Raw genomic sequence first — 14,308 nt, forward strand, 5'->3', positions numbered from 1 at the left:
CTTTTTCATTTAACGTTATCGTAAAATAAATAATCATACCCTACAGTTCAATCTTATCCACATGTGAATATCTCTTCTACCAAACAAATTTCATCCACAACCTATCACCCACGACTTATCCACTATTAAGATTCCGAAACTCACTCGTTTCCACCTTCTCCAACCAAGGTCCGTCCCTCCACGCACTAATATTTTACTAAAATAATAATTTGTTATTGCTTTCTTGAAAGGGATATCATAAAATGTGTTTATGTTAGAAGTGCAAACGGTTGCATCTATTTTGCATACTATCTTGTTACATAGCGCGTTAAGATGAATACATAATAAAAAACGTTTCTTTTTATCCTGAAATGTAAACGCACTCATGTTATCCAATGTAAGAAAAATAGTCCAATAGATTGATATTAAAGGAGGAAACGGGTTTATGAAGAATTTATTGTCATTTGATTTTTGGCAGAAGTTCGGGAAAGCACTGCTTGTGGTCGTGGCTGTCATGCCAGCTGCAGGGATTATGATTTCCCTCGGTAAGTTGATTGCCATGATGGGTGGAGACATCACATTAGTGCAAACGATTGCAAGAGTAATGGAAGATATCGGATGGGGAGTCATCACGAATCTCCACATCCTGTTCGCCGTAGCCATCGGTGGCTCATGGGCGAAAGAACGTGCAGGTGGAGCATTCGCTGCCCTGATTGCATTTATTCTGATTAACCGTATTACAGGAGCCATCTTCGGAGTGAGCGGGGATATGCTTTCAAATCCGGAAGCAACGGTCTCTTCCCTATTTGGCCAAACGCTGGTCGTTTCAGATTATTTCACATCTGTCCTTGGAGCACCGGCTTTGAACATGGGTGTGTTCGTCGGAATCATTTCCGGTTTCCTTGGAGCGAATCTTTTCAACAAGTATTACAACTACAGTAAGTTACCTGATGCCCTTTCCTTCTTTAATGGAAAACGCTTCGTACCCTTCGTCGTGATTGTAGGCTCCATCATCATTGCCGTCATCATGTCGATTGTCTGGCCTTTCATCCAAGGGCTTCTGAATGACTTCGGTCAATGGATCGCCACATCACGTAACACGGCACCAATCATCGCACCATTCGTATTCGGTGCATTAGAACGTCTGTTATTGCCATTCGGTCTGCATCATATGTTAACGGTACCAATCAACTACACAGAACTTGGCGGGACTTACACGATCCTCACAGGATCAAGTGCTGGATCGACGGTTGCCGGTCAAGATCCATTATGGCTTGCCTGGATCGCAGACTTGAATAACTTCCTGGCAGCGGGAGACACAGCAAGCTACAAACAGCTGTTGAATGACGTCACACCTGCCCGCTTCAAAGTAGGTCAAATGATTTTATCCACAGCTGCCCTGATCGGTATCGCGTACGCTATGTACCGCAATGTGGATAAAGATAAAAAGAAAAAATACAAATCTATGTTCTTCTCAGCAGGTTTAGCTGTATTCTTAACCGGTGTTACTGAGCCGATCGAATTCATGTTCATGTTCGCTGCCCCACTTCTATATGTTGTGTATGCAATCATGACGGGACTTGCCTTCGCGATTGTGGATATCGTTCACATCCGCGTCCACTCATTCGGATCCATCGAGCTTCTGACCCGCGTGCCGATGATCATCAAAGCAGGTCTGTGGGTCGACCTTGTGAACTTTGTCATTGCATGTATCGTATTCTTTGGCCTGAACTTCACGGTTGCCAACTTCCTGATCAAGAAGTTCAACTTCCCGACTCCAGGTCGTAACGGAAACTACATTGAAGACGAAGCTTCAACAGGCGGCGGTACGGTAAGTGCCGATTCCATCGCCCCAAAAGTCGTTGCCATGCTTGGCGGGAAAGAAAACATCGTAGACGTGGATGCCTGCATGACACGCCTTCGCGTGACGGTAAAAGACACTGCCCTTGTCGGTACAGAGCAAGAATGGAAGAAGAACGGAGCTCTCGGACTCATCCTGAAAGACAAAGGCGTCCAGGCCATCTATGGTCCAAAAGCAGACGTCATCAAATCGGATATTCAAGATTTGTTAGGAGCGTAATCCATGAAATTACTTACGTTGAATTGTCACTCCTGGCAGGAAGACAACCAACACGAAAAAATTTCGACCTTAGCCGATGACATCGCGGAGAAATCCTACGATGTCATCGCCCTACAGGAAGTAAGTCAGCTGATCGAAAGCGAAACCGTCCAAGGGTTGGTCAAAAAAGACAATTTTGCCCTGGTCCTCCTTGGGGAACTGGAGAAGCGTGGTGTAACAGATTATACACTCGTCTGGGACTTCGCTCATATCGGATACGACATGTATGAAGAAGGAGTCGCCATTTTAACCATACACCCGGTCGTGGAAGAACACCGCTTCTTCATTTCAAAAAGCCACGATCAATCCTATTGGAAAACCCGTAAAATCGCTGGGGCGACGATTTCATATAAAGGAAAGCCCTTCACTTTCTATTCCTGTCACCTCGGCTGGTGGACGGATGATGAAGAACCATTCCAATTCCAGGTCGATAGCTTGATGGAACAGGTCACCCCTGAATCCCCATTCTTCTTAATGGGCGACTTCAATAACAACGCCCTGATCCGTGGGGAAGGCTACGATTACCTTCTTTCCAAAGGGCTTGTGGACACGTTCAATGAAGCTGTAGAACGGGACAGTGGAGTCACTGTTCAAGGAAACATTGCCGGATGGGACGAGAACAAAGTCGATTTGCGGATCGATCTTATTCTTTCCAGTGAAAAAATTCCGGTGAAATCATCCCGGGTTATCTTTAATGATGATAATAAACCTGTCGTCTCGGACCATTTTGGAGTGGAAGTGTTACTTGGAGAAAGCAACTGATCTTGGATCGGTTGCTTTTTTTGTGCTGATTAGTTTTCGACCGGTATGTTCGTTTATCAACCGAAACCGATGGGATATCGACCGTTCTACATCCACCGGCAAAATCTGCAACTCCCTGGCACTCCACTCCCCCAACGTTTAATAATCTCCGAGTAGTGGTAAAAATCACTATACAAGATTAGGAGGTTTGACTATGGGAAACAAACTCGCAGGGCAACTAGCAGCAGATATTATGGAACAATGGAAAATCAAGCATGTATTCGGTCTTCCCGGTGATTCGATCAATCACTTCGTCGATGTACTCCGAAGTGAAAAAGAGGAAATCGAGTTCATCCAGGTCCGGCATGAAGAAGTCGGGGCGCTCGCCGCATCATCCTATGCAAAGCTGACAGGAAACATCGGTGTCTGTTTATCCATCGGGGGGCCAGGCGCCATCCATCTATTAAACGGCCTGTATGATGCAAAAGCCGACGGAGCACCCGTATTGGTCCTGGCAGGTCAGGTGGCAACAGAAGAACTCGGGATGGATTCATTCCAGGAGGTACATCTGGACCGCGTATTTGCAGATGTCTCCGTTTACTGTGAAAGGGTGTCATCACCAGAGTCCCTTCCAGACTTGATGAATCAGGCGATCCGGACCGCTTACGCCAAAAAAGGGGTATCCGTATTGATCATCCCCGACGATATACCAGGACAAAAAATCAAGGACGGTGTGAAGGCCACATCAAGTATCCCGGCCAGATCCATCCCCGCACCAATGGATCAAGACGTGAAGACCGGTTTGGATTACTTACATAAATCGAAACGTCCGGTCATCCTTGCAGGAACGGGCTCCAAACATGCAGCACGTGAACTCGAGAGATTCGCAGATAAAATCGCAGCTCCCGTCATTTTCACTCTCCCTGCAAAGGGCATATTCCCTGATAAGCATCCCCATAATCTCGGACAGCTCGGTCAAATCGGGACGAAGCCCGCCTATGAAGCCATGGAAGAAGCCGATCTTCTCATCATGATCGGGACCTCGTTCCCTTATCGAGATTTCCTTCCTGATGATACACCTGCCATCCAGATTGATGCGGATCCAACCCAAATCGGGAAAAGATATCCGGTCTCTGCCGGGATCGTCGGCGACTCGAACCTGGTCCTGAAACAATGGAACCAGCAATTCCCCTACAAAGAGGACCGCTCCTTTTTAGAAGAATGCCAGACCAATATGAAGAACTGGTGGACGCACGTTGAAAAAGATGAAGTCGAAGTGACGACACCCATGAAGCCCCCTCAAGTCATCGCTGCCCTCCAGAAGATCGCAGACGATGATGCGACACTGTCCGTCGATGTCGGGAATGTGACGGTATGGACCGCGCGACACTTCAAAATGACCAATCAGAAGATGATCATCTCGAGCTGGATGGCGACGATGGGCTGCGGACTCCCGGGCGCAATCGCAAGCGGAATTGCCGAACCTGACCGCCAGACAATTGCCGTGTGCGGAGACGGAGGCTTTACCATGGTGATGCATGATTTCGTCACTGCCGTCAAATACAAGCTCCCGATCATCGTCGTGATCATGAACAACCGGAAGATCGGCATGATCAAGTATGAGCAGGAATCAATCGGACACCTGGAATATGAAACCGACCTACAGGACATCGATTTTGCCCAATTTGCCAAAGCATGCGGAGGAGAAGGCTATCGCGTCATCAAGCATGAGGACTTGCAGCCTGCCTTTGAGATGGCGGCCAAATCCAATAAGCCGGTCATCATCGACTGTGTGATCGAAGACCAGCCTCCTCTTCCAGGTAAGATCAACTTTGAGCAGGCAGCAGGCTACTCCAAGCACGTCATGAAGAAATTCTTCAAAAAGCACGAGGCCGAAATGCCACCGCTGCGTAAAGCATTGAAACGACTATTTTAACAACGTGAGCCTGTAAAAGGGCTCACTTTACTATTGGAGGAATGAGTATGAACAGCATATCCATCATTCAGTGGATTCTCCTTACGGTCATCGTTCTCGCACTCCTGATCCCCATCGGACTTATCGTTTATCTATGGCTGACCGACGAAAAACAAAAGGAGCATGCGGTGCTAAGGAATTTCCCCGTTCTCGGAAAAATGAGATACATCCTGGAGAAAATCGGTCCGGAACTGAGACAGTATCTCTTTCATAATGACAACGAAGGGAAACCCTTCTCAAGACTGGAATACACCAATACCGTCATGGCGGGAAAGTATAAATCCCGGATGCTCGGGTTCGGATCTGAACGTGACTTTGAAAAGGAGGGTTACTATATTCGAAACACCCTGTTCCCTATACAGCGGGACGAACTCAGGATCGATCAGACCCCAAAAGTGAAAACCAAAGTATATAAACTGGACAAAGACAATTTACTGAGCCGACGGGAACACCGGGAAGAAGCAGAAGCAGATCCTTTTCTCCTGAAAGACGAGGATGCCCCCGTCATTGGCGAGCATACTTGCAGGCACCCTTTTAAGGTGAAAGGACTTGTCGGCCAGTCCGCCATGAGTTATGGGTCACTCGGTGAGCAGGCGATCACGGCGCTGTCGACCGGCTTGAACCTCGCTTCCGGATCATGGATGAACACTGGAGAAGGTGGATTATCCAAGCATCACCTGAAAGGAGGCGTCGATATCATCTGCCAGATCGGCCCCGGCCTATTCGGTGTCCGGACAAAGGATGGTGAATTTTCCTGGGAAGAATTCAAGAAGAAGAGCGAACTGAAAGAAGTGAGGGCCTTCGAATTGAAACTCGCACAAGGGGCCAAAACCCGGGGCGGTCACGTTGACGGAAAAAAAGTGACAGAGGAGATTGCCAGCATCCGCAACGTGGAACCGTGGACATCCATCGACAGCCCGAACCGGTTCAAGGAGTTTAACTCCAACGAACAGATGCTGAACTTCATCGAACAGCTGCGGGAAGTTGGCGGCAAACCCGTTGGCATTAAATTGGTCGTAGGGAATACCAACGATATCGAAAGCCTGGCCTCCTATATGGCCACTTCAGGTAAGCATCCCGATTTCATCACCGTGGACGGTGGAGAAGGCGGAACAGGCGCATCTTATCAAGAACTGGCGGCATCTGCCGGAGTTCCGATCAAATCGGCCCTTCCCTTCCTCCACGATACACTCGTGAAATACGGTGTCCGGGACAAAGTCAAAATCTTCGCTTCAGGGAAACTGTTGACGCCGGATAAGATTGCCTTCGCACTCGCACTCGGAGCCGACTTCGTCAACATCGCCCGGGGCTTGATGTTCTCTGTAGGCTGCATCCAGGCGCAGGTCTGCCACACGAACAACTGCCCCGTCGGAGTTGCCACCACCGATAAGAAGCTGCAACGCGCTTTGATCGTCGAAGAAAAATCGTTCCGGGTCTGCAACTACATCATCTCTCTGCGCGAAGGCCTGTACAACCTGGCCGCTGCCTCAGGAATCGATACACCGACGAAGTTTGGACGGGAACACATCGTATTTCGAGATGAGGATGGACGATTGCATCCGATGCAGCCGGAAAAGACTATGTCATAATGGAGAGAAGCAGCCGACTTTGGGTCGGCTGCTTCTTTTTTTATTGGATGGAAGGTTTGGGGATTGGATATAGGCCGTTCCGCCAAAGCACGCCTTCTTTTGACCGCGCCCTCAGTCAAATCAACACCCCCACCCCAACAAAAAAGCACAGCGCCCTAAGACGCTGTGCCCACCATCTACTTCAACTCCACATTATCAATCACCACATCATGAGCGCCAATCGATGATCCGATTTTACCTAGCAGGAACTTCAGGCTCGTGTCATCGCCAACAGGCATCGTGAACGTATATTCATATCGTGTTTTATCTCCACTAAGCTGAGCGACTTCTGATAAATATCGTGTATACGCGGCATTTTCCAGTGTCACTTCCATCGTACGGTCGACCGTCGAACTCGCATCAAAGGAAAGCGTGTATTCCACTCCCGGCTGAAGCTTTAAGCCACCCTGGAAAAGTTGAACACTCCAAGTTTCGTTTCCTTCATACCCGATTGAAATCTTTGCCTGTCCATTTTCTTCTGTTACACCCCCAGAAGCATCAAAATGGATGTAATTTTCCCAGAACTCTAAATTGGCATCGAATGAACCGTTTTGAACCATATTCGCACCCGGCGCTCCCGCAATTTTCTTTAACTTTAGATTATCAAGCTTTACCTCATCGGTGCTTCCACCGAGTTGGATGAAAAGCTGTGATTCCAAATCTGTCACATCCGGCGTCTTGAAACTCATAACATGCTTTTCCCAATCACCAATCAGAGGGATGGTTTCAGAAGCATAAACGACTTCTCCGTCCTTACTTCTCATTTCTACCTGAATATCACGGGCACTCTCTGCAGCACCATCAAATGTCAATTCATATTCATTGAAAGCCTTAAGCTGAATGCCTTTTTGCACCAGTTGAACATCGTCTGTTTCATTTGAAGGCTTTGTCGCGAATACCCGCGCCTCCGGATCCACTCCGATGGAATCAGCACTCTTAGAACCTACCAGGTTCCAATATAACAGACGGTCAGGGAATCCCTGGTCGAATGTTCCGTTATAGATCAGGTTCCCGCTTGGAAGTGCGGGTTTGGATGCATCCGGATCCACTTCTACAGGAGGGATCTCTTCCACCTGGACATTCCCGATCCACACAGGAAGCTTGGACAATCCAAGATTGAACTCCACCCGTGCTGCAAGATCAATTTCCTCGGTCATTTGGAACACCATTTCATAAGATTCCAGTCCATCATTTAAAGAAAAGGCTTCACTGTTTGAATAGGCACTGTACCCCCTGTCTGCCCCTCCACCGACTTTTACATTGATCGGTCTTGAGCCAGTCGACTTCGCATCAAAGGACACACGGTAGTATCGTCCCTTCCCCAGGGAAACATCCTGAACGAGCTGTACAGAATAAGGCTGGCTTCCCGGCTCTTCTACATCTACTTTTGCAAAATTTCTTCCATCAAGCTGATCCAGGGACAGATTCGCTTTCCCTCCAAAATCAGGTACGGTCAAGAAGTACCAGTAATCGGTATTCGGTACCCCTGCAATTCCGTCAACTTCCTCCCATTCCTGATCGAATCCATTGTTATAAATCATGTTTCCATCTTCCAATGGCTGCTTCGCGTTTTCCGGTAATGGTGCCTGTTCGAATACAGGAAGTTCCGACGTTTGATACGGCCTTCCCGTCAACTCATACACCCGTACATAGTCAACATCCATGGATTGAGGGAACATCGTCTCTTCCGTCGGATCACCGTCGAAATTCCCGCCTATGGCCAAATTCAACAGCATATGGAACGGCTGATCAAAAGGAGCAGGATACGTGAAGTTGGCTGCATTGCCTGCCCCTTTGCTGAACCAGTTGTTCTGGGTCTGACGGAGCTTCCCGTCTACATACCAGCGGATTTCCCCCGGCTCCCATTCCACTGAGTACACATGCTCGTCTGCGATAGTCGAACCATCTTCAAATTCATATTCCGCTCCGGTATATTTATTATTCGGCCAGCTTTCTCCGTAATGAAGGGTGCCGATTGCATTATGAGGTTGACTCCCCTTTGCTTCTAAAATATCAATCTCACCTGAAGCAGCCCATCCTCCGTACCGGTCATCTTCCGGAAGCATCCAGAACGCCGGCCAATATCCCTTTCCGACTGGCAGTGATGCTTTCATTTCGAATTTCCCGAATGCTTTGGAAAACAGTCCCTTCGTTTTCAGGCGGGATGACGTATAAGAAGATCCGTTATAGTTTTCTTTTTTTGCCGTGATCACTAATTTTCCATCTTCTGTTTTCGCATTTTCCGGGCGGTCTGTATAGTATTGCTTTTCATTGTTTCCCCATCCAGTAATAAAGGTTCCATTTGCATCGGTATAGCCGTTGCCGATATCAAACGTCCACTTGTTACGGTCAATTTGATCCTCATTGAATTCATCATTCCAGACGAGGGACCATGGTGTGACAAAAGAAGAAGCGTCACTGGTTTCGTTTCCATTGAAAACAATGGTGCTGTCTAACGTCGCTTTCTCAATGGAACCTTCCCCATCAATGGTGGAACCTTTACCTGCTTCAGACACCTGAAGCTCTTTTACGACCCCAGACGAAAGGACGACGGATGAAAGCGTGTTCAATTCTAACCGGTCTGCAATCCCTTCAAGTTCTACCTGCGCTTCTCCCTTTTTTCCAGAAGTCGTAATCGTTTCAAACTCTCCTACTAGATCTGCTTTTTTTGTCTTCACATTCGAAGCGGATACCGTCACATCTTGAAATCCTTCAAACGTAATTTCGTTTTCTTTCAGTAATACATTTCCTTCCACTACTGTTTCTTCAACGATTGATTCTCCAGTAACCGTGATCTTTGAAAGATGGCCCGGCCCTTTGACGGAAAGACTATGCAACTCGGAATCTGTCAGTTTAAGGGTATCGGGGGCTTCACCCTTAAACAGGGTCTTCCCTTGTACCGTCACGTTTTCAAGGGATATGTCTTTCCCGGCATCCGGCGTGATCACCAGGTCCCCTTCAATGGTTATGTCCTTTAACGTTGAATCTTTGAGGTGATAAGGTTTATCTTTTTGTGGTGCGGCTTTGCCGATTCCTGGTGGCAGAGTGAAGATGAGACATGCAGCGGTAAACGAAGTGACAGCTTTTTTCAACATGTGAACGCCTCCTGATTTTACTTATGTCTCACGTGGGACATTTGTATATAACTATAAAACCCTCATCACCGTTTGACAACATTTTTCTACCATAGTAATCTCCCATTCAATAAAAAAAGCCTGTTCCTATGAGGATCAGGCTTTACGTTCACGGCAGGAGTCCCTTGTTACAAGAGTAGCTTGAAATGGACTCATTTTTTCATAAGGGGTCCCTTCGATCCAGTGAATCAGCTGCTCCACCAATGCCACCGCCATTTCCACCCTGGGAACGCTCATGGTCGTGAGTGCAGGGGACGTATACTCCGTCAACAGAATATTATCGAAACCGATCAGGGAAACATCTTCCGGAACATCCAGGCCCGCCTCTCTCAATGCCTTGAGGGCACCAAAGGCAATATGATCATTGGAACAAAGGATGGCCGAAGGAAGGACATCCTTCTCCATCCAATGACGCACGGCATCACTTCCCGATTGTTCCATGAACCTGCCCTTATATATGTACTCGGGTTTCAGGGGAATCCCTGCTGCTTCCACTGCCTTTTGAAAACCGTGAAGGCGTTCCAATGCTGCAGGATTATCTTCATCGCCCGTTATGATGGCGATTGCTTCATGACCAAGCTCAATGAAATGATTCGTCGCTTCCATCGCCCCCTGTTCATTTTGTAATTGAGGCATGGGAACAAGAGACGTTCGATGCGTTACATTGTTCTGATCAAAAACCCCGACCAAAAAGCCTGCTGACAGGATTTCATCTACAATTCCCTGTACATTGCTCCAGCTGATGATGATACCCGCATCAATACTCTTCTCCCGGTAAAGCTTCAGCACCGGGGTCGGATCATCCAACTCCGTCATGGTCACGAGAACCTTATACCCACGGAGAGAACAGGCATTGATCACAGCCCCAATCACTACGCTGTAAAAAAGATCATCCGAATAGATCCTGGCCTTCCCTGGATCCTGAATGATGAATAATCCGATTGTATGGGTCTTCTTTTTCACCAGCCGTCGTGCTGACACATTTGGCTGATACTGATTCTCTTCCATAATCTTCAAGATCCGTTCCCTGGTTTCGGCCCGCACCTGATCCGAATCATTCAACACCCGCTGCACCGTCTTCCGGGACACCCCCGCAAGCCTCGCTATATCAAAAATATCCATAATATCCTCCCGAATGGTTGCTTCTTCCTATTATATCCCATGAAGATTGGGTTGGGTATATGGTTGGGGTCTTTGAAGATGATTCATAATCGTTTTCTGCTCGCAATCATAAGTGACATTCAACATCACTACTGGACGAATCTGCTTTGGAATATTTCAAGAAATAGATATCTGCCTTAATCCCGTTTTATCTGCCATTCTACAATCCTCGACACCGACCAACTACTCCTCTTCATTCTTCGACCGAGCGCTCAGTCACACTACCCATACTTCTAAAAACAAATGAAACTTCCCCACCCCCTCATCCGTATATACACTATAAACAGAATCACAACCTTGAAAGGGGAACATTATGGGAAACATCTTATTATTTTCACTGATTGTCGGATTGGTCATGGCGCTACTCCTCGTACCAATGACCATCATGAAAAAACAACATAAAAAAGAGGGATATCCATCCTTTCCGGCCCTGTTCGGAGCGACCCTCATCATCACATCTCTTGTGGTATTCGTCTTCTACTACCTGACGAATCTTGACCAGAACTTTACGAGTATGTGGATCCTCCTGATCATTGCGTCAGGATTCGGGGCCGCACTCTCAACAGGGAAAGAACGAATGGTGAAAGGTCTTCTTTTCCTGGCAACCCTCTGCGTAGGCGCTTATTTCATGACAGCTTTCGTCTTTAATGCTGATAAGAAATTCGAATCGGCCCAAATGGAGGTCAAAACAGAAATTCAAGCCTTTGATGAAAAGGAAACGCCGGCAAGCGTCCCTCCGAAGTTCGCACGGAACAAAATGAAGAAAGCGTTCGGTCAGGTTCCGAATACGAGTTATTATGAGCTCGGCAATCTGCAGATCCAAAAGGTGGACGGTGAATATGTCTACATCGCCCCTGTTGAATTCTCAGGTTTCTTCAAATGGTTCAAAGGTGACGAGACACCAGGGTACTTCAAGCTTAGTGCCACGGATTCAAACGCAAACCCTAAGTTCATCAAAGAAGAAATGGTGTATACACCTTCAGCTTATTTCAATAAAAAAATCGAGCGTCACATCCGCTTGAACTATCCGAAGGAAATTTTCAACGGAGACGTGCAACTTGAAATCGATGATGAAGGAAAACCATTCTATATCCAGACTTATGGAAACTTCATTTCTGCACGTAATGGATTCGAAGTGGAAGGGATTGTCATGGTCGATCCCCAAACAGGTGATACCAAATCCTATAGCATCAAAGATGTTCCTGCGTTCATCGACGGCGCGGTTTCACCTGAAACGGTGAGCCTTCAGAACAGCTATTTCGGTAACTACGTAAAAGGATTCTGGAACAGCCGCTTTGGTAAGTCAGATGTGAAACTGCCTTCAGATGAAGGGACCGAAGCGAATGTGAGTCCGATTTTTGACGAAAATGGTGACATGTACTACTTCACCGATTTCACTTCTCCAAAAGAAGGTGTTGATTCTATGCTCGGATATTCCCTGACAAACTCAAGAACCGGTAAAGCGACGTTCTACACTGGTAATCTGGAAGAATCGTATATGGATTCACAAGGGGCCCTGCAGATCATCCAGAAGAAATTCATCGAGAAAAAATGGGACGGCGAAATGCCGGTACTCTATAATTTCTACGGTGAAGCGAGCTGGCTGACACCTGTTCTCGATGCGAATGGTTTCTTACAGAATTATTTCATCGTGTCAGCCGCCAACCCGGAAATCTCAGCTTATGCGAATACGCCGAACCAGGCGTTGAAAGCTTATAAAACCGCCCTCCAACGCGGCGGCGGAAGTGTCGACGGCAGCTCGAAAGCGGAGGAGAAACAAGCGGAAGGTAAGGTCGTCCGTGTATACAAAGAAAAATCCGGTGACTATACCGTGGTATCTTTCCTTCTCGACAATGGGAAAAACTATATCGTTTCTTCAGAAAATAGCTTACTCGCGATCTATCTGAAAGAAAATGATAAAGTGAACGTTACGTATATGGATACAGGAGAAGCATTCCTCCCTGTAAAAGACATGACGATTGAAGGACTAGAACAATAAAGAAAAGGCCGGAATCATCATTGATTTCGGCCTTTCTATATTCACTCCCCGGCGTTCACATAGTACACCAGGTTATCCGTCCACTTCCCGAACTCGTAAATGAAACCTTTTCTCGTACACTCATACTGCATCCCGACACTCTCAGCGAGCCTGATCGACGGAGTGTTATCCAGATTGATATGGGCTTCGATCCGGTGATAATTCAATTTCACGAAAGAAAGTTGAAGGGCCGCTTTCACCGCTTCCTTCCCGTATCCCCGGTTCCAGTATCGATTATGTAAAGTGTAGCCCACTCTTCCCCAATTAAAGTTGTATCTCATGAGGGTAGAGAAATCGATGGTCCCGATATTGGCTCCATTTTCCTTCAGGAAGATCCCGAGAATGTAGACCTGGTCCCCATCCATCATTTCGTCATGCTTCTCGATCATCTCCCGGAACCAGAACTCCGTGCACTCGCTCATATCCTGATAACCGACATCATATTTATGTTGTGACGGGAGCCTGTTCAAATGTTCCCTTAACCAGTTCTCATAATCACTGTTCACGAAAGGCCTGATCACCAGTCGCGTTGTTTCAATGGTTAAGTCCTTGTGCTTCATCTCCTGCACCATCCTTTTATGTATTATGTTAATAGTACCAACTGCCCAATTAGAATGGTAGCTCTTTTTCAACAAACGGAAGGCGCCCCTCTTTACGAGAAACGCCTCCATCGTCACTTATCTTTATTCCACTCTTCCTCTAATTCCTTCTCGATCTGTTCATCGGTCAAATACTCCTCATCCATCTGCCGCACATGCTCGGTGATTCGGTTGAGCTTGGAATGCACGATCCAAAGGCTGATTACCACGAAGACCATGAAAAAAATGATGATGAGTCCCACATCCATATAATCGACGCCTCCTTTACCTATATTTATTAACGAAACATAGGAAAAAGAAGGCTTTAGTCAGAAAAAGTGGGGAAAAGGTTCGAAAGTCCCCTGCCTATCTGGAACTCACAAAATACCAATGTTCAGCCAGCTGCTTGACTTCGATAAAATCTCCCCCAAAGTCTCCTGAACGGGGTTTCTCCCCGGAAGACGAGTAGACAAACCCTGAGAAGCTGTCAAGTATTCCGCGCAAGGTAAAGAAAAGGACCTTGCATTCGTCATTCTTCTTCTCTACCACAATATCTCCTCCGCCTTTGGATAACTTTCCATATTCCTCTGGAAGGTGAATGAGAGAGTCATTGTAAGAGACGTTTGAAGCGAGTACGCCTTCCTGAACCTTCTTCACCACAATTTCCCGATCACCACGATGTTTTTCAAAGTCCAGGTGGATTATTACCTTGTTGATGGGAAAAAAGATGATGAAGATCAAGGTAAGGGCTTGAATGAGAACCGGTTTCCATCCCTGCTTCTTGACTATGGCAATGATAGAGAAGATGACCGTTACAAGGAAAAAACCTGCTACAGTCAACCAAAGAAACGGCATCAAAAACGGCGTCAGAATGTGGACGAGTTGCCACTGAAAAAACGCCAATGCCAAGAGCATTAAACTACTGACTATAGACAATGCAAGTATAATGTTTTCT

At 46.9% G+C, this 14,308-nt stretch carries 10 protein-coding genes; 5 read left to right on the forward strand and 5 right to left on the reverse strand.

Annotation, left to right across the window (positions count from 1 at the left end; translation table 11 throughout):
* Positions 1–424 precede the first annotated feature (424 nt).
* The 4 genes from SLH55_RS04480 (at position 425) to SLH55_RS04495 (ending at position 6,403) form a co-directional block, all read left to right on the forward strand.
* Complete coding sequence (locus tag SLH55_RS04480) at positions 425–2,059, forward strand: PTS transporter subunit IIBC (RefSeq protein ID WP_226671881.1); 1,635 nt, start codon at positions 425–427, stop codon at positions 2,057–2,059.
* A gap of 3 nt (positions 2,060–2,062) precedes the next feature.
* On the forward strand, positions 2,063–2,860 hold the full coding sequence (locus SLH55_RS04485; RefSeq protein ID WP_320322798.1) for an endonuclease/exonuclease/phosphatase family protein: 798 nt from the start codon (positions 2,063–2,065) through the stop codon (positions 2,858–2,860).
* Positions 2,861–3,053: 193 nt separating this feature from the next.
* A complete protein-coding gene (locus tag SLH55_RS04490; RefSeq protein WP_320322799.1) occupies positions 3,054–4,775 on the forward strand; it encodes a pyruvate oxidase in 1,722 nt (573 codons plus the stop codon).
* 47 nt (positions 4,776–4,822) lie between these two features.
* Positions 4,823–6,403 (forward strand): FMN-binding glutamate synthase family protein, encoded by a 1,581-nt coding sequence (locus SLH55_RS04495; protein WP_320322800.1) that lies wholly within the window; start codon positions 4,823–4,825, stop codon positions 6,401–6,403.
* 176 nt (positions 6,404–6,579) lie between these two features.
* On the opposite strand, the gene SLH55_RS04500 is transcribed toward SLH55_RS04495, so the two are convergent.
* Together SLH55_RS04500 and SLH55_RS04505 are read right to left on the reverse strand one after the other, a co-directional pair.
* Positions 6,580–9,537: a carbohydrate binding domain-containing protein gene (locus SLH55_RS04500; protein ID WP_320322801.1), complete on the reverse strand. Its 2,958-nt coding sequence runs from the start codon at positions 9,535–9,537 to the stop codon at positions 6,580–6,582.
* A 135-nt stretch (positions 9,538–9,672) separates the two neighbouring features.
* A complete protein-coding gene (locus tag SLH55_RS04505; RefSeq protein ID WP_320322802.1) occupies positions 9,673–10,698 on the reverse strand; it encodes a LacI family DNA-binding transcriptional regulator in 1,026 nt (341 codons plus the stop codon).
* Positions 10,699–11,050: 352 nt separating this feature from the next.
* On the opposite strand from SLH55_RS04505, the gene SLH55_RS04510 reads away from it, so the two are divergent.
* The gene (locus SLH55_RS04510) at positions 11,051–12,736 is read left to right on the forward strand and encodes a hypothetical protein (RefSeq protein WP_219167667.1); all 1,686 of its coding nucleotides are present in this window, start codon (positions 11,051–11,053) and stop codon (positions 12,734–12,736) included.
* A gap of 41 nt (positions 12,737–12,777) precedes the next feature.
* Here the strand turns inward: SLH55_RS04510 and SLH55_RS04515 are convergent, their stop codons facing one another.
* The 3 genes from SLH55_RS04515 to SLH55_RS04525 all read right to left on the reverse strand — a co-directional run bounded on the left by SLH55_RS04515 (position 12,778) and on the right by SLH55_RS04525 (position 14,262).
* Positions 12,778–13,335 (reverse strand): GNAT family N-acetyltransferase, encoded by a 558-nt coding sequence (locus tag SLH55_RS04515; protein WP_219167668.1) that lies wholly within the window; start codon positions 13,333–13,335, stop codon positions 12,778–12,780.
* 113 nt (positions 13,336–13,448) lie between these two features.
* Positions 13,449–13,622, reverse strand: a complete 174-nt coding sequence (locus SLH55_RS04520; RefSeq protein WP_219167670.1) for a hypothetical protein — start codon at positions 13,620–13,622, stop codon at positions 13,449–13,451.
* 97 nt (positions 13,623–13,719) lie between these two features.
* Positions 13,720–14,262: a hypothetical protein gene (locus SLH55_RS04525; protein ID WP_219167672.1), complete on the reverse strand. Its 543-nt coding sequence runs from the start codon at positions 14,260–14,262 to the stop codon at positions 13,720–13,722.
* Positions 14,263–14,308 lie beyond the last annotated feature (46 nt).

The organism is Rossellomorea sp. YZS02, assembly GCF_033963925.1.
Classification (GTDB): Bacteria; Bacillota; Bacilli; order Bacillales; family Bacillaceae_B; genus Rossellomorea.

Bases quoted from the DNA above. Each gene is read 5' to 3' on its own strand.
- SLH55_RS04485 (WP_320322798.1), top strand. From the start codon at position 2,063: ATGAAATTACTTACGTTGAATTGTCACTCCTGGCAGGAAGACAACCAA.
- SLH55_RS04490 (WP_320322799.1), top strand. From the start codon at position 3,054: ATGGGAAACAAACTCGCAGGGCAACTAGCAGCAGATATTATGGAACAA.
- SLH55_RS04495 (WP_320322800.1), top strand. From the start codon at position 4,823: ATGAACAGCATATCCATCATTCAGTGGATTCTCCTTACGGTCATCGTT.
- SLH55_RS04500 (WP_320322801.1), bottom strand. From the start codon at position 9,537: ATGTTGAAAAAAGCTGTCACTTCGTTTACCGCTGCATGTCTCATCTTC.
- SLH55_RS04515 (WP_219167668.1), bottom strand. From the start codon at position 13,335: ATGAAGCACAAGGACTTAACCATTGAAACAACGCGACTGGTGATCAGG.
- SLH55_RS04520 (WP_219167670.1), bottom strand. From the start codon at position 13,622: ATGGATGTGGGACTCATCATCATTTTTTTCATGGTCTTCGTGGTAATC.
- SLH55_RS04510 (WP_219167667.1), top strand. From the start codon at position 11,051: ATGGGAAACATCTTATTATTTTCACTGATTGTCGGATTGGTCATGGCG.
- SLH55_RS04505 (WP_320322802.1), bottom strand. From the start codon at position 10,698: ATGGATATTTTTGATATAGCGAGGCTTGCGGGGGTGTCCCGGAAGACG.
- SLH55_RS04480 (WP_226671881.1), top strand. From the start codon at position 425: ATGAAGAATTTATTGTCATTTGATTTTTGGCAGAAGTTCGGGAAAGCA.